This is a genomic window from Pseudomonas sp. YuFO20, from assembly GCF_035064975.1.
Taxonomy (GTDB): domain Bacteria; phylum Pseudomonadota; class Gammaproteobacteria; order Pseudomonadales; family Pseudomonadaceae; genus Aquipseudomonas; species Aquipseudomonas putida_AE.
In genome coordinates, this window is record NZ_JAXDEO010000012.1 from 45523 (window position 1) to 66793 (window position 21271).

Here is a 21271-nt window from a genome sequence, read left to right on the forward strand (position 1 = left end):
CAAATGTAGGAACTCATCTAATGAGTAAAAAACACCGGGCAAAAAAAGCCCCGCCAAATTGGCGGGGTTGAGGTACGAGCGTGGCGCTCGGAAAACGTGAAACGCGACAGGCCCTCCGGTAAGGGAGGGCCGGCCGGTGTTACAGCAGGATGGTGCGGATGTCCGCCAGCAGGTCGCTCAGACGCTTGGTGAAGCGTGCAGCAGCGGCGCCGTTGATCACACGGTGATCGTAGGACAGCGACAGCGGCAGCATCAGTTTCGGCTGGAAGGCTTTGCCGTCCCAGACTGGCTGGATGGTTGCCTTGGAAACACCGAGGATCGCCACTTCCGGCGCGTTGACGATCGGCGTGAAGCCGGTGCCGCCAATGTGGCCGAGGCTGGAAATGGTGAAGCAGGCGCCTTGCATCTCGTCCGACGAGAGCTTCTTGGTCCGGGCTTTTTCAGCCAGGGAAGCAGCCTCGGCGGCCAGTTGCAGCAAGCTCTTCTGGTCGACGTTCTTGATGACCGGTACCAGCAGGCCATCCGGGGTGTCGACGGCAAAGCCGATGTTCACGTATTTCTTGCGGATGATCGCTTTGCCGCTTGGCGCCAGCGAGCTGTTGAAGTCCGGCAGTTCCTTGAGCAGGTGCGCGCAGGACTTGAGCAGCAATGGCAGGATGGTCAGCTTGACGCCGGCCTTCTCTGCGACGGCTTTCTGGGCGGTACGGAAGGCTTCCAGCTCGGTGATATCCGCCGAGTCGAATTGCGTCACGTGCGGCACGTTCAGCCAGCTGCGGTGCAGGTTGGCGGCGCCGACCTGCATCAGGCGGGTCATCGGCACTTCTTCGATTTCACCGAAGCGGCTGAAGTCCACGACCGGAATCGGCGGGATGCCCGCGCCACCGGTAGCGCCAGCAGCAGCGGCCGGTGCTTCCTTGGCCTTCTGCATCATGGCTTTGACGTAAACCTGCACGTCTTCCTTGAGGATGCGACCGTGAGGACCGCTGGCACCAACGGCGCTCAGCTCGACACCGAATTCGCGGGCCAGTTGACGCACGGCAGGGCCGGCGTGAACCTTGGCGCCAGGCCTGGCTGGAGCGGCAACCGGTGCGGCAGCCGCAGGTGCTGCAGCAGCAGGAGCCGCAGCGGCAGCAGGAGCGCTCGGAGCGGCAGCGGCAGGTGCCGCAGCAGCTGCCGGGGCAGCGCCTTTGACTTTCAGCTTGAGGATCAGGTCGCCGGTACCGACTTCGTCGTCCAGCTTGACGGAGACGCTCTCCACCACGCCAGCGGCAGGCGATGGAATTTCCATGCTCGCCTTGTCGGATTCCAGGGTGATCAGCGACTGGTCGGCTTCAACGGTGTCGCCGGCCTTGACCAACACTTCGATGATCTTGGCCTTGCCCGCCGAACCGATGTCCGGAACGTGGATGTCCTGGACGCTGTCGGCAACCGGAGCAGCCGGAGCGGCAGCGGCTGGCGCAGGAGCAGCGGCAGCAGGAGCGGCAGCCTGGGCCGGAGCGGCAGCAGCCGGTGCCGCAGCACCCGCCACTTCCAGGTCCAGGATCAGGTCGCCGGTGCCGACTTCGTCGTTGAGCTTGACGCTGATGGCCTTGACCACGCCAGCGGCAGGCGACGGGATTTCCATGCTGGCCTTGTCGGATTCCAGGGTGATCAGCGACTGATCAGCTGCGACGGTGTCGCCGACCTTGACCTGGATCTCGATGATCTGTGCCTTGCCCGACGAACCGATGTCCGGCACGTGCACTTGCTGAACCGAAGCGGCAGCAGGCGCAGCAGCAGGAGCGGCCGGCGCTGGTGCGGCGGCCGGTTTCTCTTCTGCTTTTGCAGCAGCAGGCGCAGCTGCAGCCGCAGGAGCAGCAGCGGCACCTTCGACTTCCAGCTCCAGCAGTTCGTCGCCTTCTTTCAGGCGATCGCCCAGCTTAACTTTCAGGCTCTTGACGATACCGGCCTTCGGCGCAGGCACTTCCATGCTCGCCTTGTCCGATTCCAGCGTCAGGATGCTTTGCTCGGCTTCGATACGGTCGCCGACCTTCACAAACAGTTCAATTACTTCACCTTCACCGCTGCCGATGTCAGGTACGCGAATGAGTTCGCTCACAGAATCTCTCCTCAGCAGTCCAGTGGGTTGAGTTTTTCCGGGTTGATACCGAACTTGGCGATGGCTTCAGCCACGACCTTAGGTTCGATGTCACCACGGTCAGCCAGTGCTTCCAGGGCTGCCAACACCACGAAATGACGGTCAACTTCGAAGAAATGACGCAGTTTCTTGCGGCTGTCGCTGCGGCCGAAACCGTCGGTGCCCAGGACTTTGAATTCCTTGGACGGTACCCACTGACGGATCTGCTCGGCGAACAGCTTCATGTAGTCGGTCGAGGCAATGACCGGACCTTTACGGCCGTTCAGGCACTCTTCCACATAGCTCAGCTTAGGCTTCTGGCCAGGGTGCAGACGGTTGGTGCGCTCAACGGCCAGGCCGTCGCGACGCAGTTCGTTGAAGCTGGTGACGCTCCACACGTCGGCGCCGACGTTGAACTGTTCACGCAGGATCTTCGCCGCTTCACGGACTTCACGCAGGATGGTGCCGGAGCCCATCAGCTGGACGTGGTGCGCCGCTTCGCGGGTGTCTTCCTCGAGCAGGTACATGCCTTTCTTGATGCCTTCTTCGGCACCGGCCGGCATGGCTGGCTGCTGGTAGGACTCGTTCATCACGGTGATGTAGTAGAAGACGTCCTGTTGCTCTTCGGTCATCTTCTTCATGCCGTCCTGAATGATCACCGCCAGCTCGTAGCCGTAGGTTGGATCGTAGGTGCGGCAGTTCGGGATGGTCGCGGCCAGCAGGTGGCTGTGACCGTCTTCGTGTTGCAGGCCTTCACCGTTCAGGGTGGTACGGCCGGCGGTACCGCCGATCAGGAAGCCACGGGTACGGCTGTCGCCAGCGGCCCACGCGAGGTCGCCGATACGCTGGAAACCGAACATCGAGTAGAAGATGTAGAACGGCAGCATCGGCTGGTTGTGGCTGGAGTACGAAGTACCGGCAGCGATGAAGGAGCTCATGGCGCCCGCTTCGTTGATGCCTTCTTCGAGGATCTGGCCCTTCTTGTCTTCCTTGTAGAACATCACCTGGTCTTTATCGACTGGCTCGTAGAGCTGGCCGACGGACGAGTAGATGCCCAACTGACGGAACATGCCTTCCATACCGAAGGTACGGGCTTCGTCCGGGATGATCGGCACGATGCGCGGACCGATTTCCTTGTCCTTGACCAGTTGCGCGAGAATGCGCACGAAGGCCATGGTGGTGGAGATTTCACGATCGCCCGAGCCGTCGAGGATAGCCTTGAGGGTATCCAGTGGCGGCGTCGGTACGCTGAAGCTTTGTGCGCGACGCTGTGGCACGAAACCGCCCAGTGCAGTGCGGCGCTCGCTCAGGTAGCGGGCTTCGGCGCTGTTTGGCTCCGGCTTGAAGAACGGCAGGTTTTCCAGCTCTTCATCTTTAACTGGAATGTCGAAGCGATCGCGGAACAGCTTCAGGCTTTCAACATCAACCTTCTTGGTGTTGTGCGCGGTGTTCTTCGCTTCGCCGGCACCGGTGCCATAACCCTTGATGGTCTTGGCCAGGATGACGGTCGGTTGTTCCTTGTGGTTGACCGCTTCGTGGTACGCCGCGTAGACCTTGTACGGGTCGTGGCCGCCACGGTTGAGTTTCCAGATCTCGTCATCGGACAGGTCTTCGACCATCGCCTTGAGTTCTGGCGTGTTGAAGAAGTGTTCACGCACGAACGCGCCGTCTTTGGCTTTGTAGTTCTGGTACTCGCCGTCGATGACTTCGTCCATGCGACGTTGCAGGATACCGTCGACGTCCTTGGCCAGCAGTGGGTCCCAGAAACGGCCCCAGATGACTTTGGTCACGTTCCACTGGGCACCGCGGAACACGCCTTCGAGTTCCTGGATGATCTTGCCGTTGCCGCGAACCGGGCCGTCGAGGCGCTGCAGGTTGCAGTTGATGACGAAGATCAGGTTGTCCAGCTTCTCGCGGCCAGCCAGGGAGATCGCGCCCAGGGATTCCGGCTCGTCGCACTCGCCGTCGCCCAGGAAGCACCAGACTTTCTGCTTGCCGGCAGGAATGAAGCCGCGGGCTTCCAGGTACTTCATGAAACGCGCCTGGTAGATCGCCTGGATCGGGCCCAGACCCATGGATACGGTCGGGAACTGCCAGAAGTCAGGCATCAGCCAAGGGTGCGGGTAGGACGACAGGCCCTGACCGTCCACTTCCTGACGGAAGTTGTTCATCTGGTCTTCGGAAATGCGGCCTTCCATGAACGCACGGGCGTAAACGCCTGGCGAGGTGTGGCCCTGGAAGTAGATCAGGTCGCCGCCGTGTTCGTCGGTCGGGGCCTGGAAGAAGTAGTTGAAGCCGATGTCATACAGGGTCGCACTGGAAGCGAAGCTGGAGATGTGACCGCCGAGGTCAGAATCTTTCAGGTTCGTACGCATTACCATGGCCATCGCGTTCCAGCGTACCAGCGAGCGAATGCGGCGTTCCATGAACAGGTCGCCAGGCATGCGTGCTTCGTGGGTTACCGGGATGGTGTTGCGGTAAGGCGTGGTGATGGCGTAAGGCAACTGCGAACCGCTGCGGGTTGCGAGTTCACCCATACGGGTCATCAGATAGTGAGCACGGTCTTCGCCTTCTTTGTCGAGAACCGATTCCAGGGCGTCCAGCCATTCCTGGGTTTCGACGGGATCGAGGTCTTGCATGGCTTGCTCCAGGGCGGAAAGGCTACCAGAATCGGTTGCCTGAGTTAGCGACTGGCCTTGTGGGCAGACGTTATGAATTCTTGGATTGCCGATAGGTTGGTCCGGCGGTGTGTAGTTTTACTACAAATCATCCGGCATTTCAGCCTTGCTAATGTATATACGAGTAGTAAAACTACAGATGAGCGGCTTGTGGCCCCCGGCTGCGTTGTGAGAATAATCGTTAAGGTTGGTATTTTGCCAACCGAAAAAGGTGAAAGCTTGATGTTCGCTGCCGATAAAAAAGAATTTTCAGCTATTTCTAACCTTTGTTCGACACTCCTTCAGGTAGTGGGTTTGCGAGATTCACTACATGCTGACCGTCACACGCCGATCAAGGATAGACCATGAGCCTGCCCCCGCTTGCCGACCTGCCCGCCATTCTGTTGCCGTTTGTCACTCGCGCCGAGCAGTCGTTCCGTACTGCCGTCGAGGCATTGGATGACGACCATCGCCTGTCCGCGTGGACACCTGAACGCTGGGCGCAATTTGCCCGCGTCACCGCTGCCAGCGACTTCGTCACTGAACAAAGCGTGCGTGATCCGCGGATGCTGCTGGAACTGGTGCAGTCCGGCGAGCTGGACCGAAGCTTTGCCTCCGGCGAGTTGTGCGCGCAAATTGCGGCAGCCGTGAACCTGGCCGAAACCGATGATCAACTCGGTCGGGCGTTGCGCCGCCAACGGGCGCGCCACCAAGTGCGAATCATCTGGCGGGACCTGACCCGCCAGGCTGATCTGATCCAGACCTGCCGCGACCTTTCGGACATGGCCGACGCCAGCATCGATCAAGCCTATCAATGGCTATACGCGCGGCATTGTCAGCAGTTCGGCGTGCCGACCGGCCGCCGCAGCGGCGAGCCGCAGCAGATGGTCGTCCTTGGCATGGGCAAGCTCGGTGCCGTTGAGCTGAATCTGTCGTCGGATATCGACCTGATTTTCGCCTACCCCGAAGGCGGCGAAACGGTCGGCGTTAAACGCTCGCTGGATAACCAGGAATTCTTCATTCGTCTCGGCCAGCGCCTGATCAAGGCCCTGGACCCGATGACCGTCGACGGTTTCGTGTTCCGCGTCGACATGCGCCTGCGACCTTATGGATCGTCGGGCGCGCTGGTATTGAGTTTCAACGCGCTGGAGCAGTACTACCAGGACCAGGGTCGCGACTGGGAACGCTACGCGATGATCAAGTCGCGGGTGGTCGCCGGCGATCAAGTGGCCGGTGCGCAGCTGCAAGAGATGCTGCGCCCCTTCGTTTACCGGCGCTACCTGGACTTTTCCGCCATCGAAGCGCTACGCACCATGAAGCAGCTGATCCAGCAGGAAGTGCGGCGCAAGGGCATGGCCGACAACATCAAGCTCGGCTCCGGTGGCATCCGTGAGGTGGAGTTCATCGCCCAGGCCTTCCAGCTGATTCATGGCGGTCGCGATCTGAGTCTGCAACAGCGTCCATTATTAAAAGTGCTGAGTACGCTGGAGGGTCAAGGTTACCTGCCGCCAGCGGTGATCAGTGAACTGCGCGAAGGCTACGAATTCCTGCGTTATACCGAACACGCGATCCAGGCGATTGCCGATCGCCAGACGCAAATGCTGCCCGACGGTGTCCAGGACCAGGCGCGCATTGCCTTCATGCTGGGCTTCGCCGACTGGTCGGCGTTCCATGAGCAATTGATGTACTGGCGTGGCCGTGTGGCCTGGCATTTCGGTCAGGTGATCGCCGACCCCGATGAAGAGCAGGGTGCCGAAAGCGAAGTGGTGGTGGGCGGTGAATGGCTGCCGTTGTGGGAGGAAGCCCAGGATGAAGAAGCCGCCTGCCGTCAGTTGCAGGAGGGCGGCTTCCTTGATGCCAGCAAAGCATTGAAGGCCTTGGCCAACTTGCGTGGCAGCCCGCAGTTGCGCGCCATGCAGCGTCTGGGGCGCGAACGTCTCGATGCCTTTATTCCGCGCTTGCTGGCTCAGGCCGTAGAGCATGCCAATCCGGATCTGGTGCTGGAACGGGTATTGCCACTGGTGGAAGCCGTGGCGCGTCGTTCTGCCTACCTGGTGCTGTTGACCGAAAACCCCGGCGCACTGCGACGCTTGCTGACCCTGTGCGCGGCTAGCCCGTGGATCGCCGAACAGATCACCCGTTTTCCGCTGTTGCTCGACGAGTTGCTCAACGAAGGCCGATTGTTCAAACCGCCGTTGGCGCCGGAGTTGGCCGCCGAGTTGCGCGAACGCCTGACGCGGATTCCCGAGGACGACCTCGAGCAGCAAATGGAAGCCTTGCGGCATTTCAAGCTGGCGCACCGCTTGCGGGTCGCCGCTTCGGAAATCGCCGGCAGCCTGCCGTTGATGAAGGTCAGCGATTACCTGACCTGGCTCGCCGAAGCGATCCTGGAGCAAGTGCTGGCCCTGGCCTGGCGGCAAACGGTCGCCAAGTACGGCACACCGCTGCGCACCGATGGCACCTTGTGCGATCCCGGCTTCATCATTGTCGGTTATGGAAAAGTCGGTGGCCTGGAATTGGGGCATGGTTCGGACCTGGACCTGGTGTTCATCCATGATGGCGATCCACAGGCAGAAACCGACGGGCCGAAGTCGATCGATGGCGCGCAATTTTTCACCCGGCTGGGGCAGCGGATCATTCACTTGCTGACGGCGCAGACCAACTCCGGTCAGCTCTATGAAGTCGACATGCGCCTGCGGCCGTCCGGTGCATCGGGGCTGCTGGTGAGTTCGCTGGGGGCCTTTGCCCGCTATCAGGAAAATGAAGCCTGGACCTGGGAGCATCAGGCGCTGGTCAGGGCGCGGGTGCTGGTGGGGAGCGAGGATGTCGGTCGGGCGTTCGAGCAGGTTCGCGCGGCGATTCTGGGCAAGGCGCGCGACTTGCCGACCCTGCGCCAGGAGGTCAGCGAGATGCGCGCCAAGATGCGCGATAACCTGGGCAGCAAGAGTACCGCGGCCGGCACCGGGGCAAATGCCTTCGAGGCCACGGCGCCCTTCGACCTCAAGCAGGACGCCGGAGGTATCGTCGATATTGAATTTATGGTGCAATACGCGGCCCTGGCGTGGTCCGAAACACACCCGCCACTGCTGCGCTGGACGGACAACATCCGCATTCTGGAAGAGCTGGAGAAGGCAGGGCTGATGCCCGTCGAGGATGCCAGCCTGTTGCGTGAGGCTTATAAAGCCTACCGCTCCGCCGCCCACCGGCAGGCTTTGCAGAAGGATGCCGGGGTGATACCGGGCGACCAGTTCGCGGACGAGCGGCGACAGGTCATGAGGATCTGGCGTGGGCTGGGGCTAAGCTGAAACGCGCCTGTCGGAGCGACTGGATTCAAATGTGGGAGCGGGCTTGCTCGCGAAAGTGGAGTGTCAGGCAACATCAATGTTGGATGTGATGGCCCCTTCGCGAGCAAGCCCGCTCCCACAGTAGATCTGCAGTGTCATGCAGGTCGAGGTACACCAATACCCAATGTGGGAGCGAGCCTGCTCGCGATAGCGGAGTGACAGTCGACAGCAATGTTGGAGGTGATGACCCATCGCAAGCCGCCTTGCCCCACAGTGATTCTCGAGGCGGGGAGGCGTAGGCCTCCCCGGTTCGTTTATGGAAACCACATGAAAATTCTGATCGTTGGGCCCAGTTGGGTCGGTGACATGGTGATGGCGCAGACACTGTTTCAGTGTCTCAAGCAACGCCACCCGCAATGCGAAATCGACGTGCTGGCCCCCGAGTGGAGCCGGCCGATTCTTGAGCGCATGCCCGAAGTTCGCCAGGCCTTGAGCTTTCCGCTCGGCCACGGTGCACTGGAACTGGCCACGCGTCGACGCATCGGAAAATCCCTGGGCGGCCAGTACGACCAGGCGATCCTGCTGCCCAATTCCCTGAAGTCGGCACTGGTGCCGTTCTTTGCCGGCATCCCCAAGCGCACCGGCTGGCGTGGCGAGTTCCGCTACGGCCTGCTCAACGATGTGCGCACGCTGGACAAAGAACGTTACCCACTGATGATCGAGCGCTTCATGGCCCTGGCCTATGAGCCGGGCGTTGAACTGCCCAAGCCTTACCCGCGCCCGAGCCTGCGGATCGATCCGGTGACTCGCGAGGCCGCATTGGCCAAGTTCGGCCTGGCCCTCGACCGTCCGGTGTTGGCTTTGTGCCCCGGTGCCGAGTTCGGCGAGTCCAAGCGCTGGCCGTCGGAGCACTACGCCAAAGTCGCCGAAGCGAAGATTCGCGAAGGCTGGCAAGTCTGGCTGTTTGGTTCGAAGAACGATCATGCCGTGGGTGAAGACATCCGTTCGCGGCTGATCCCCGGCTTGCGTGAAGAGTCGGTGAACCTCAGTGGCGGCACATCGTTGGCCGAGGCCATCGATTTGTTGTCCTGCGCCGATTCCGTGGTGTCCAACGATTCTGGCCTGATGCACGTTGCCGCTGCGCTGAACCGCCCGCTGGTGGCGGTCTACGGCTCGACGTCACCGGGCTTCACGCCGCCGCTGGCCGAGCATGTCGAGATCGTGCGCCTGGGCATTGAATGCAGCCCATGCTTCGACCGCACATGTCGTTTCGGCCATTACAACTGCCTGCGCCAGCTGATGCCGCAAGCGGTGAACGAAGCCTTGCAGCGTTTGCAGGGCACTGTGGTCGAGGTCAAATAGTTTGCGGGTACTGCTGATCAAGACTTCATCGCTGGGCGACGTGATTCATGCGCTGCCGGCGCTGACCGACGCCTCGCGGGCCATCCCCGGCATCACGTTCGACTGGGTGGTGGAGGAAGGTTTTGCCGAAATTCCGAGCTGGCACCCAGCGGTGGGCCAGGTGATCCCGGTGGCGATCCGGCGCTGGCGCAAGAACATCTGGCAGACCATCAAGAGTGGCGAGTGGAAGCGCTTCAAGCAAAACGTGCGCGCCAGCCAATACGATCTGGTCATCGACGCCCAGGGCCTGCTGAAAAGCGCTTTGCTCACCCGGTATGTGAAAGCCCCGGTGGCGGGTCTCGATAAAAGTTCGGCACGCGAGCCCGTCGCCGCGCGGTTCTATAACCGTCGCCTGGCGGTTGCCCGCGGACAGCATGCGGTGGAGCGGGTGCGTCAGCTGTTCGCCATCGCCCTGGGTTATGACCTGCCCAAGGGCCTGGGCGACTACGGCCTGAACGTCGAACGCCTGGTCGAGCTGCCGCGCAAGAATCCGTATGTGGTGTTCCTGCACGGCACCACCTGGGACACCAAGCACTGGCCCGAAGCCTACTGGCGCGAGTTGACCGAACGGGTCGGATATCTCGGGGTGGGCGTGAAACTGCCGTGGGGCAACGCGGCGGAGAAGGCCCGCGCCGAGCGCATCGCCGCCGGCTTCAAACACGCCGAGGTATTGCCCAAGCTGAATCTGGCCGGGGTCGGTAAAGTCCTGGCTGGCGCGCAAGCCTGCGTGGCGGTGGATACCGGTCTCGGTCATCTGGCCGCGGCACTGGATGTGCCGACGCTGTCGCTGTTCGGCCCGACCAATCCGGGCCTGACCGGGGCCTACGGCAAGTCGCAGATACACCTGGCCAGCGACTTCCCCTGCGCGCCGTGCCTGCAAAAGAAATGCACCTATCAACCGACGGCCGAAGATGCCCGTCAGTTTGACCTGAAACGCGAGTGGCCATTGTGCTTCACGCGTCTGAATCCCGAGCGTGTCGCGAGCCGACTGAGCACGTTATTACTGGCTGAGGAGCTGCGCTGATGCAATTGGCATTTGTCCTGTACAAGTATTTTCCCTTTGGTGGCCTGCAGCGCGATTTCATGCGCATCGCCCTGGAGTGCCAGAAGCGCGGCCATCAGATCCGCGTCTACACGCTGATCTGGGAAGGTGAGGTGCCGCCGGGTTTCGAAGTGCTGGTGGCGCCGGTCAAGGCCTTCTTCAACCATCGACGCAACGAAAAGCTCAGCGAGTGGATGGAAGCGGACCTGGCCAAGCGTCCGGTGGACCGCTTGATCGGCTTCAACAAGATGCCGGGCCTGGATGTCTACTACGCCGCCGACGGCTGCTTCGAAGACAAGGCGCAGAACCTGCGCAACTCGCTGTACCGACGTTGGGGCCGCTACCGCCACTTCGCCGAGTACGAGCGGGCGGTGTTCGCCAAAGAGGCGAAGACCGAAGTGCTGATGATTTCCGAGGTCCAGCAACCGCTGTTCATCAAGCATTACGGCACGCCGCTGGAACGCTTCCACCTGCTGCCGCCAGGCATTGCACAGGATCGTCGTCGGCCGGCGGATGCGGACGAGATTCGCGCCGGGTTCCGCGCCGAATTCAATCTGAAGGACGATGACTTGCTGCTGGTGCAGATCGGCTCCGGGTTCAAGACCAAGGGTGTGGATCGCAGCCTCAAGGCCTTGGCGGCATTGCCCGCTGATCTGAAGAAGCGCACCCGGCTGTTTGTAATTGGCCAGGACGACCCCAAGTTATTCCAGATGCAGAGCGCCACGCTGGGGCTCGGCGACAACGTGACGTTCCTCAAGGGCCGCAGCGATATTCCGCGTTTCCTGTTGGGCGCCGATCTGTTGATCCACCCGGCCTACAACGAAAACACCGGTACCGTGCTGCTCGAAGCGCTGGTGGCCGGGCTGCCGGTGCTGGTGAGCGCGGTCTGCGGGTACGCCCATTACATCGCCGAGGCCGACGCTGGCCTGGTGCTGGACGAGCCGTTCGATCAAGCCCAGCTGGCCCAGTACCTGACCGGCATGTTGAACGACGCTCAAGCAAGGGCGGCCTGGAGCCGCAACGGTGTGGCCTTCGCCGAGACGGCCGACCTCTACAGCATGCCGCAACATGCGGCCGATGTGATTCTGGCGGAGCACGCTTAAATGAAGTTGATGCTGGCTGAACCGTTCAAGAGCCTCTGGGCCGGACGCGACCCGTTCGCCGAAGTCGAGGGATTGCAGGGCGAGGTGTACCGTGAGCTCGAAGCTCGCCGTACCCTGCGCACCGAGGTGGACGGCAACGGGTTTTTCGTGAAGATCCACCGTGGCATCGGCTGGGGCGAGATCTTCAAGAACCTGCTCACCGCCAAGCTGCCGGTATTGGGTGCCGGCCAGGAGTGGAAGGCCATCCAGCGCCTGCAGGAAGTCGGCGTGCCTACCATGACCGCCGTCGCCTATGGCGAAAAAGGCAGCAACCCGGCGGACCAGCATTCGTTCATCGTCACCGAAGAGCTGGCGCCGACCGTCAGCCTTGAAGATTTCAGCATCAACTGGTCCAAGCAGCCGCCGGAGCCAAAACTCAAGCGCGCGCTGATCGCTGAAGTGGCGCGCATGACCGGCATGATGCACCGCGCCGGGGTCAACCATCGTGACTGCTACATCTGCCACTTCCTGCTGCACACCGACAAGCCGGTGACCGCAGACGATTTCAAACTCTCGGTGATCGACCTGCACCGCGCCCAGACCCGTCCGACGATCACCTCGCGCTGGCGTAACAAGGATCTGGCGGCGCTGTATTTTTCCGCCCTGGACATCGGCCTGACCCGGCGCGACAAGTTGCGTTTCCTCAAGGGTTATTTCCAGCGGCCGCTACGCCAGATCCTGGGCGAAGAAGCGGGGCTGCTGAGCTGGCTCGAAGGCAAGGCCAACAAGCTTTACGAGCGTAAACAGCGGTACGGAGACGCGCTCTGATGGCGGGTTGGAGACTGGAGCCTGCTTATCGCGATCTGGCACAAGACTTCGGCAGCCTTGATGCCGTGTTTGCGCTGCAGGGCGAGCGCCTGACCCGCGATCCGCTGTCGGAGGTCATTCGCGTCCAGCGCAATGGCGTCAACTATTACGTCAAGCGCTACGTGGGGGCAGGCAAGGGCTTGCGCCGCTACCTGGGCAAGCCACGGGTGAAGATGGAGTGGCAGAACCTCAAGCGCTTTGCCAAGTGGGGCATCCCCACCGCCGAGGTGGTGGCCTGGGGGCTGGAGCGTCGCGGTGCAGCCTATGATCGTGGGGCGATGATCACCCGCGAACTGCCACATACGGAAGATTTGTCGGCCCTGGCCGAGCGGCACGATGCGAAACTGGCGGACCGCGCCTGGGTCGACAGCATCAGCCGACAACTGGCCAATTACACCCGCACGATGCACGAGCATCACTTTACCCATAACGATTTGAAGTGGCGCAACCTGCTGGTCGATGATCAGGCCCGACTGTTCCTGATCGATTGCCCCAACGGTGATTTCTGGAGAGGTTTCTGGCTCAAGTACCGAATCACCAAGGACCTGGCCTGCCTGGACAAGGTCGCCAAGTATCAACTGTCGGCCACCCAGCGCCTGCGCTTTTACCTGCAATACCGCCAACGGACCCGGCTCAATGCCGCCGATAAAAAACGCATCCGGCACGTGATGAGATTTTTCGAGGGGCGCGAATGACTGATTTCCTGGCCGCTGAAGACCGTGCGCTGCTTGAGCGCCACGGCCTCGGCACGTTCGACGCGCTCTGGGCCCGGCAGCTCGATGCCGTGGACGAACCCAACACCCTGCGGGGTGGCTGGAGCAGCGTGTTTCGACTGGAACTGGAAGGTCGTGGCTACTACCTCAAGCGCCAGAGCAACTACCAGATGCATACCTTGCATGCGCCGTTTGGCGAGCCGAGTTTTGCCCGGGAGTTTCGCAACATCAGCCGTTACGAAAAGCTCGGCATACCGGCGCTCAAGGCGGTGTTCTTCGGTGAGCGCAAGGTGGACGGTGAAACCCGGGCCATTCTCCTGACGCGCGCCCTCGACGGTTGGGATGATCTGGATTCGCTGTTGCAACGTTGGACGGATCTCGGCGAGGCGCAGCAGGTAGCCATTCTGCAAGCTTGCGGGCACCTGGCGCAGCGTCTGCACGGCATGCGCCAGGTGCATGGCTGCTTCTACCCCAAGCATATTTTCCTGCGGGCCACCGGCGACGGGTATCAGGCGCAACTGATCGACCTGGAAAAGACCCGGCACCTGTTGTTCGGGCTGCGCGACCGCGTAAAGGACCTGGAGCCGTTGCTGCGTCGGGCGCCCGAGTGGAGCGAAGGGCAATTGCGGGTGCTGCTGGGCGCTTATCTGGATCAACCCCAGGACAGCTCGTTGATCGACACCTGGCTGACGCGCCTGACCGCGCGGCGCAGCCATAAGGAGAAGCGCTGATGCGTTTATCCGAACTGAAAAGCGCTGGCCGTCACCCGAGCCTGCCGCTCAGTCTTTCACTGGCCGATGCTGCCGGGCCGGCGCAGCTACAGTTGCTGACCCTGTTGCGGGTCTTGCCCGGGCAGCGTTATGTCGGTGCGGGTGTCTGGCGCGGTCGGCCCGTGCTGGCCAAGTTGCTGGTTGGCAGCAAGGCGGCGCGGCATTTCCAGCGCGAGCTGGACGGTGTGCGACTGCTCGCCGCCCAGGGCCTGACCACGCCGCTGCTGTTGGCTGACGGTCTGAAGGATGGCGAGGGTGGCTGGCTGCTGTTTGAATTCCTTGAGGGCGCCCAAAGCCTGGGGGATGCCTGGCATCAGGTGGAAGGCCTGCCGGTGCTGGCCGATGAGCAGTCAGCCGTTTTGGCGCAAGCCTTGGGCGCGATCGGTCAAATGCATCGCAAAGGTTTGTGGCAGGAAGACCTGCACCTGGACAACCTGCTGCGCCAGGGCAATCGACTGTATTTGATCGATGGCGCCGGTATCTGCAGCGAAACGCCAGGCCAGCCGCTCTCGCGGCAAAAGGTCCTGGAAAATCTCGGGGTGTTTTTCGCCCAGTTGCCCAAGTCGCTGGAGCCGTTCACCGAAGAATTGCTGGTGTACTACCTGCTGAGCAACGGCGAGCATGCCCTGCCCATGGAGGCGCTGCAGAAACAGGTCGACAAGGTTCGCAGCTGGCGCCTCAAGGACTTCCTGATCAAGGTCGGTCGCGAATGCACGCTGTTCAGCGTCCAGCGCGGAGCGTTCGGCTTGCGGGCGATTCGTCGCGAAGAAGAAACGGCCATGCTGCCCGTACTGGCCCAGGCCGATGCCTTGCTGGATCAGGGGCACCTGTACAAGACCGGCGGCGCGGCGAGCGTTGGCAAGGTCGAGGTGGATGGCCGAACGCTGGTGATCAAGCGCTACAACATCAAGGGTTTCGCCCACTGGCTCAAGCGCTTCTGGCGCCCGAGCCGTGCCTGGCACTCCTGGCGCGAAGGCAATCGCCTGGCCTTTCTCGGCATCGCCACGCCCAAGCCCCTGGCGGTGCTGGAGAAGCGTTTTCTCTGGCTGCGTAGCCGTGCCTATCTGATCACCGAACATCTGTCGGGGCCGGACATCATCGAGCGTTTCGCACCGTACATCGAGAGTGGTGATGCGCCTGAAGCCGAGTTGCTGGCGCTGGATCACCTGTTTGCCGAATTGATTGCCGAGCGCATCAGCCACGGCGACTTCAAGGGTCACAACCTGTTCTGGCAGCAGGACCGCTGGGCGCTGATCGACCTGGATTCGATGTGCCAGCACGGCTCGCTCCAAAGCTTCGCACCAGCTTATGCGCGGGACCGGGCGCGGTTCATGCGCAACTGGCCTGAGACCTGTGCGCTTTATCAGGTCATTGATCAGCGGCTTCCGAAAGATATCTCCAGCGCAGTCTGAATCTCTTCGCGAGCAAGCCCGCTCCCACATTTCAACCGCGTTCACATAGATGAAAGCGGTCGAATGTGGGAGCGGGCTTGCTCGCGAAGGGGCCGGAACAGCCAGCGAAGATAAGGGACAACTTCTTAAGCATCGTCCTACAGGAACTTGGGAAGCCATGAACTGTGGCCTGAATGACCGCGATGCTAGCTTGCCTGACGTTCACGGAGGGCAAGCTTTGACGATCAAAAAGGCAGTCACATCAGGTGTCATCTCACTGGCTTTGACAGGGTGCGGGACCGTCTCGACGGTCTTGCAGGACGATGCCGACGCGGCCCAGGCGCTTCGACGGCAAAAAACTTATTGTCAGTCCATTCCACGGGTCTACAGCGGCCTGGCCTACGACTTTTGCGTATTGAATGCGCCTCCCGATCCAACGGGTATCTTCGTTCCAGTCATTTTGCTGGACCTGGCGATGTCCGGCACGCTGGATACCGTTGTCTTGCCCTACACCCTTTACCGGCAGGGCACGGATGGCAACATCCGTATTTACTGGCGGCCTGCCCGAGGCTGATAACCGTAGGGTCATTCCCGGCATCTTTAAGCTATAATCCCGCCCTTTAGCTGTCTCTCGCCCGTTGCGAGGGCACATTAATTATTGAGGCGCATTGCGCCTGCACGCAGACTAAAGAGGCTAGACCCCTGTGGCATTGACGATTCTTGGCCTGTCCGGCGCCCTTAGCCATGATCCTTCCGCAGCCCTGTACATCGACGGCAAGCTGGTCGCGGCTGCGGAAGAAGAGCGCTTCGTACGCGATAAACATGCAAAGAACCGCATGCCCTACGAATCGGCGAAGTTCTGCCTGGAACAGGCCGGCATCAAGCCTTCCGACGTTGACGTGGTAGCGATTCCATTCGCACCGATCAGCCTGTTCGGCAAGGCCCGCTGGCAGTACGCCAAGCGTTACTGGTACGCCCCGGATCGTGCACTCGACGCGATCCTGATGGGCAACCGTCGCTACAAGCGCTATCGCAACAAGATCGTCTGGTGCCTGGAGCAACTGGGCTTCGACCCGAAGAAGATCAAGATCGAGCCGGTCGAACACCACCTGGCCCACGCTTCCAGTGCCTACCACTGCTCCGGTTTCAAAGAGAAAACCGCGATCCTCGGCATTGACGGCAAGGGCGAGTACGCCACGACCTTCTTCGGTTATGGCGAAAACGGCAAGATCCACAAGATCAAGGAATTCTTCGATCCGGACTCTCTCGGCGGCCTGTATGGCGCGATCACCGAGTTCCTCGGTTTCGATATGCTCGACGGTGAGTTCAAGGTCATGGGCATGGCGCCGTACGGCGACGCCAGCAAATACGATTTCTCGCGCCTGGCCTCGTTCGAAAACGGCGAGTTGGTGATCAACACCGACTATGCCAACGTCATCGGCCTGCGTCGCTACAAAGAGAAGGGCAAGGGTTACTACTTCTCGCCGAAACTGATCGAGTGGCTGGGTCCGAAGCGCGAAGGCGACATCGCCGACGAGCCGTACATCCACTACGCCGCGAGCATCCAGGCGCTGTTCGAAAAAATTGCGCTGCAGATGATCGACCACTACCTGGGCGACGTGCTCAAGGAAACCGGCAAGCTGGCCTACGCCGGTGGCTGTGCGTTGAACGTCAAGCTGAACCAGAAAATCATCGCCCGCGACGACGTCAAGGAACTGTTCGTCCAGCCAGCATCCGGCGACGCCGGTACCGCGGTGGGCGCGGCAGCCTATGTGTCCCACGCTCGTGGCGTCCCGGTCGAGAAGATGGAACACGTCTACCTCGGCCCGTCGTACAGCAACGAAGACGTGATCGCGGCCTGCGCCCGTCACGAGAACAAGCCAACGTGGCGCAAGCTCGACAACATGCCGGAGCAGATCGCCAGGATCATGGTTGATGGCAACCCGGTGGCCTGGTTCCAGGGCCGCATGGAGTTCGGTCCGCGCGCACTGGGTGGTCGTTCGATCATCGGTTGCCCGAGCATTCCCGGCGTGGCCGACCGCATCAACCACCAGATCAAGTTCCGCGAGCGCTGGAGGCCTTTCTGCCCGTCGATGCTCGACACCGTGGCGCCGCAGATGATCAAGATCGATCACCCGGCTCCGTTCATGACCTTCACCTTCGAAGTGGCTGAGGAGTGGAAAACCCGCGTGCCGGAAGTCGTCCACGAAGACGGCACTTCCCGTGCCCAGGTGCTCAAGCGCGAATACAACCCGCGCTACTACGACATGATGAAGGCGCTGGAAGTCCTCACCGGCAATGGTGTGTCGCTGAACACCTCGCTGAACCGTCGTGGCGAGCCGATGATCTGTTCACCGACCGACGCCTTGAACATGTTCTTCGGTTCCGATCTACAGTATCTGATCATGGAAGACATCCTGGTGGTCAAAGAGGGCGCGGACACCTATGACACGCTCGGCTGAACGCCATGTGCTGCAGTTTTGCCACGGCTATGACGGGCCGTTCCTGGACTGCGCGCGGCAGTACGCCAGCCTCTTCGCGGGGACCGGTTACCGGGTGACCACGGTGTTCCTGACCGGGGTCGCCGATGCCGAGGTTGCCGCCGGTTGCGCCTCCGATGAAGTGTTGTTCATGGAATACAGCTCCAAGGCCATTCGTGGCTTGAAGCTGGGCGCCATCGGCGATCTGCGCAAGATCGCCGCTTCGCGCAATTTCAGTTTCTGCATTGCCCATCGCTTCAAGCCCATCTACATCGCCTTGCTCGGCACCTCGTTGCCGGTGATTGGCGTGCACCATGCGTTTGACGATTACAAACGCGGCACACGCAAACTCTTCGCGCAGGTTTTCCGCAAGCGCCTGAGCCTGCTCGGGGTGTCCGACGCCGTGCGCGATGACATGCGCCAATGCCTGCCGAAGTGGCCGGCGGCACGGATTCAGACGCTGTATAACCGGATCGATGTGCCGGCCTTGCAGGCCAGCCAGGTATCGGTTCGCGAGGCGCGCGAGACCCTTGGCCTGTCGGAGGACGCCTGGATTGTCGGCAACGTCGGGCGCCTGCATCCGGACAAGGACCAGGCCACCTTGCTGGACGGCTTTGCCCAGGCGCTGCCCGGTTTGCCAGCCAATAGCCAGCTGGTGATCCTCGGTAGCGGTCGACTGGAGCAGGATCTGAAAGCCCAGGCGCGCGAGCTGGGGATTGGCAACCGCGTGCTGTTCCTTGGTCAGGTCCCTGAGGCCCGGCGGTATTTCAAGGCATTCGATGTGTTTGCCCTGAGCTCCGATCATGAACCTTTCGGCATGGTGCTGCTCGAAGCCATGGCGGCGGGCGTGCCGTTGCTTGCAACGGCGTGTGGCGGCGCGAAGGAAGTGGTCGAAGGCGTGGGCATCCTGTTCCCGCTGGGCGATGCCGAGCACCTGGCTCAAGGCCTGCAACATCTGGCCGCAATGGACGAGCAGCAACGTCGCCAGTGTGCCGAGCTGATGCTCGAGCGCCTGCGCGAACGCTTCTCCGACCGCGCGGTGCGCGATGCTTTCTGGCACTTGCCGCACGTTACCGAACTGGCACAGAGGGGCTGATGCTCAACCGATTTCAAGGCTGGCGCGAACGTGGCTGGTCGCTCTCCGATGCCCCGACCTATGCCCAGGCCTGGCAGCGTTATGGCGGCAGCGTCGCCACTCACCCACTGGTGGTCGAGCGCCTGGCGCAGCTGGCCGGTATCCCCGTGCGATACCTGGCCTGGGAGCAGGACGGCGAAATCAAGGCCGCAATCCCGACCTGGGGGCGCGACCTCGCCTTGTCCAAGGACGTGCTCAAGCGTAACGGCAAAAAGGGCCTGTTCGACCTTGGCAATGCCGAGATCATCCTGCCGGCTGCGGCCGATGCCCAGGCACCTTTGCGCCATCGCGGGCGTTACCTGTCGGCGCTCAACGAAAACCGTTTCACCGGCATCCGGCTGCAGGCCGAGCAACTGGCCATGGCCCGCACGCCCGAAGAGTTGTCGAAGAAGTTTCGCTACAACCAGCGCCGCGAACTCAGGTTGCTGGAAGAGGCAGGCGGCGTAGTACGACCGGTCAGCGAATTTTCCAGCCAGGAGCTGGGGGCGATCTATTGCGATCTGTTCCAGCGCCGCTGGGGGTTCCCGGCGACCGGTGCCGAGCGCATGGCCGAGGTCATCGAGTTGTTGCGCGAGCTGCTGATCGGTTCGGTGATTTTCCTCAACGATGCCCCCATTGCCATTCAACTGGTGTACCGCGTCGAGACGCCGCAGTGGATCAGCGTCGAATACATCAATGGCGGTGTCGACCCCGAAACCCGCGAGTTCAGCCCCGGTAGCGTGCTGAGTTTTCTCAACACCCAAAGCGCCTGGGAGCACGCCAGGGCACTGGACAAGCCCCTGCGCTTTTCCTTTGGCCGCGCCGACCGGGAATACAAGGATCGCTGGTGCAACCCTGTGCCGGTCTACACCGTATGAGTCAGCCCATGAACCGCAAACAGCAATTGCTCAAGCGCCACCGGCGCAACAAACGCATCGGTCTGCTGGTCGCACTGGTGCTGTTGATCCTTTGCGGCATCCTGGTGGCGTGGTGGTTGCCGCTGGTGCTGGCGGTGGTGGGCTGGGTGGTCCACGAAGCCTGGTTTGCCGATCACCTGTTCTATTCGCCGAACGACCACTATCAATACACTTTTCCTCCCTACACCCCGCAGCCCAAGGTGCACCTGAACGGGGAGCATCTGCGCCTGGACGAGGGTGTCATGCTGGTCGACGACGCGACGCTGGTGCTGGCCCTGAAGGTAAAAAGCACGTGGCTGGGACGCTTCTTCGATCCTATGGTCGAGTTGTTGGGTGGCGATAACCCGGACCGGCAGACCTTCGAGCGGGGTGTGAACGGCCTGCGTTACCTCAATCTCAGTGGCCAGGCTCAGGTGCTGTCGCGTGGTGAGTTGCGTCTGCGCGGGCGTTTCTGCCGGCTGGTGGGCGAGCCGGTCCTGTGGGCATTCGAGCATCCGGACTTTCGCCGGCAACGGGTGATGGTCATCGCCCCGCACGCCGATGATGCCGAGCTGGCGGCCTACGGTTTGTACAGCCAGGCGGACGAGACCTGGATCGTGACGCTCACCGCCGGTGAAATCGAAGCCGAACATTATCAGCGCATGGGCATGGACAAGGTCGAGGCGGCGCGCCTCAAAGGCCGGTTGCGCGCCTGGGACAGCATCGCCGTGCCGCGCTGGGCCGGTGTACCGCAAGCCCATTGCGTGCAGTTGGGCTATTTCTGCCTGCAACTGGCGGCCATGCAGGCATCGCCCGCCAAGCCGATAGGCTCGCGGGAAGCGGATTTGGACGACACCCGGTTGTTTCGTCAGTTGAACCCGTTTGGCCTGCCGGGCGATGTCGATGGCGCGCCCACCTGGAACAACCTGCTGGCGGATCTGCAAGCCCTGCTGCTGCGGGCTCGGCCTGAGGTGATCGTGTTGCCGCACCCGACCCTCGACCCCCATCCCGATCACATTTGCGCGCAGGCCGCGGTGCTCGAAGCGCTAAAGGGTCTTGATTGGCAGCCGACGCTGTTGGGGTATGCCAATCACCTGCACGACAACGATCGCTGGCCCATGGGTGACACCGGAGCCGGTATTGCCCTTCCTCCTGTGTTCGATCCGGGCCAGCAGATGCATCCCTGGTGTCTGCAGCTTTCCCTGGCGCAGCAGCGTGACAAGGCCATGGCATTGGCAATGATGCACGACCTGCAGCCACCGGCTCCCTTCAAGCGTCGCCTGCGGCGTGGTTTGCAGCGGTTGCTCGCGGGGCGGGGCGGTTCGCCATACGGCGAAAATGAATTTTTTCGCAAGGCTGTGCGACGCCAGGAACTGTTTTGGCGTTTGTAAGGTGTCATGGGCCTGAAGGTCGGCTGCCTGGCGGCAGGTTCGGATTCAGGTGTTGCTCCATTTGCCT

15 protein-coding genes are annotated in these 21271 nt (G+C 61.7%); 13 read left to right on the forward strand and 2 right to left on the reverse strand.

Annotated features, from left to right (window positions below):
• Positions 1-139: 139 nt before the first annotated feature.
• Both aceF and aceE read right to left on the reverse strand, forming a co-directional pair.
• On the reverse strand, positions 140-2098 hold the full coding sequence (gene aceF / locus SOP85_RS08935) for a dihydrolipoyllysine-residue acetyltransferase (protein WP_323626722.1): 1959 nt from the start codon (positions 2096-2098) through the stop codon (positions 140-142).
• 11 nt (positions 2099-2109) lie between these two features.
• On the reverse strand, positions 2110-4755 hold the full coding sequence (gene aceE, locus SOP85_RS08940) for a pyruvate dehydrogenase (acetyl-transferring), homodimeric type (protein ID WP_323626723.1): 2646 nt from the start codon (positions 4753-4755) through the stop codon (positions 2110-2112).
• A gap of 383 nt (positions 4756-5138) precedes the next feature.
• Here aceE and glnE point away from each other — a divergent pair, with 383 nt between their 5' ends.
• The 13 genes from glnE (at position 5139) to SOP85_RS09005 (ending at position 21204) form a co-directional block, all read left to right on the forward strand.
• Positions 5139-8078 (forward strand): bifunctional [glutamate--ammonia ligase]-adenylyl-L-tyrosine phosphorylase/[glutamate--ammonia-ligase] adenylyltransferase, encoded by a 2940-nt coding sequence (gene glnE, locus SOP85_RS08945; RefSeq protein WP_323626725.1) that lies wholly within the window; start codon positions 5139-5141, stop codon positions 8076-8078.
• Between the two features lie 306 nt (positions 8079-8384).
• On the forward strand, positions 8385-9419 hold the full coding sequence (gene waaF, locus SOP85_RS08950; protein WP_274076037.1) for a lipopolysaccharide heptosyltransferase II: 1035 nt from the start codon (positions 8385-8387) through the stop codon (positions 9417-9419).
• A gap of 1 nt (position 9420) precedes the next feature.
• Positions 9421-10482 carry a lipopolysaccharide heptosyltransferase I gene (gene waaC, locus SOP85_RS08955; protein ID WP_323626726.1) on the forward strand — a complete coding sequence of 354 codons (1062 nt, stop codon included), beginning with the start codon at positions 9421-9423 and terminating at the stop codon, positions 10480-10482.
• Positions 10482-11603, forward strand: a complete 1122-nt coding sequence (locus SOP85_RS08960; RefSeq protein ID WP_323608925.1) for a glycosyltransferase family 4 protein — start codon at positions 10482-10484, stop codon at positions 11601-11603. Before waaC ends, SOP85_RS08960 begins: the two co-directional genes overlap by 1 nt.
• Complete coding sequence (rfaP, locus tag SOP85_RS08965) at positions 11604-12410, forward strand: lipopolysaccharide core heptose(I) kinase RfaP (protein WP_274076034.1); 807 nt, start codon at positions 11604-11606, stop codon at positions 12408-12410. It abuts the gene before it with no gap.
• Positions 12410-13144 carry a lipopolysaccharide kinase InaA family protein gene (locus SOP85_RS08970; protein ID WP_323626727.1) on the forward strand — a complete coding sequence of 245 codons (735 nt, stop codon included), beginning with the start codon at positions 12410-12412 and terminating at the stop codon, positions 13142-13144. The genes rfaP and SOP85_RS08970 overlap by 1 nt, the downstream gene beginning before the upstream one ends.
• A complete protein-coding gene (locus SOP85_RS08975; protein WP_323626728.1) occupies positions 13141-13893 on the forward strand; it encodes a lipopolysaccharide kinase InaA family protein in 753 nt (250 codons plus the stop codon). Before SOP85_RS08970 ends, SOP85_RS08975 begins: the two co-directional genes overlap by 4 nt.
• Positions 13893-15344: a lipopolysaccharide kinase InaA family protein gene (locus SOP85_RS08980; RefSeq protein WP_323626729.1), complete on the forward strand. Its 1452-nt coding sequence runs from the start codon at positions 13893-13895 to the stop codon at positions 15342-15344. Before SOP85_RS08975 ends, SOP85_RS08980 begins: the two co-directional genes overlap by 1 nt.
• Before the next feature lie 217 nt (positions 15345-15561).
• A complete protein-coding gene (locus SOP85_RS08985; RefSeq protein WP_323626730.1) occupies positions 15562-15897 on the forward strand; it encodes a YceK/YidQ family lipoprotein in 336 nt (111 codons plus the stop codon).
• A gap of 130 nt (positions 15898-16027) precedes the next feature.
• Complete coding sequence (locus SOP85_RS08990) at positions 16028-17785, forward strand: carbamoyltransferase family protein (protein ID WP_274076029.1); 1758 nt, start codon at positions 16028-16030, stop codon at positions 17783-17785.
• Positions 17769-18899, forward strand: coding sequence for a glycosyltransferase (locus SOP85_RS08995; RefSeq protein ID WP_323608921.1), 1131 nt, complete (start codon positions 17769-17771; stop codon positions 18897-18899). Before SOP85_RS08990 ends, SOP85_RS08995 begins: the two co-directional genes overlap by 17 nt.
• A complete protein-coding gene (locus SOP85_RS09000) occupies positions 18899-19795 on the forward strand; it encodes an antimicrobial resistance protein Mig-14 (RefSeq protein WP_274076027.1) in 897 nt (298 codons plus the stop codon). The genes SOP85_RS08995 and SOP85_RS09000 overlap by 1 nt, the downstream gene beginning before the upstream one ends.
• A gap of 8 nt (positions 19796-19803) precedes the next feature.
• The gene (locus SOP85_RS09005; protein ID WP_323626731.1) at positions 19804-21204 is read left to right on the forward strand and encodes a PIG-L deacetylase family protein; all 1401 of its coding nucleotides are present in this window, start codon (positions 19804-19806) and stop codon (positions 21202-21204) included.
• Positions 21205-21271: the final 67 nt, after the last annotated feature.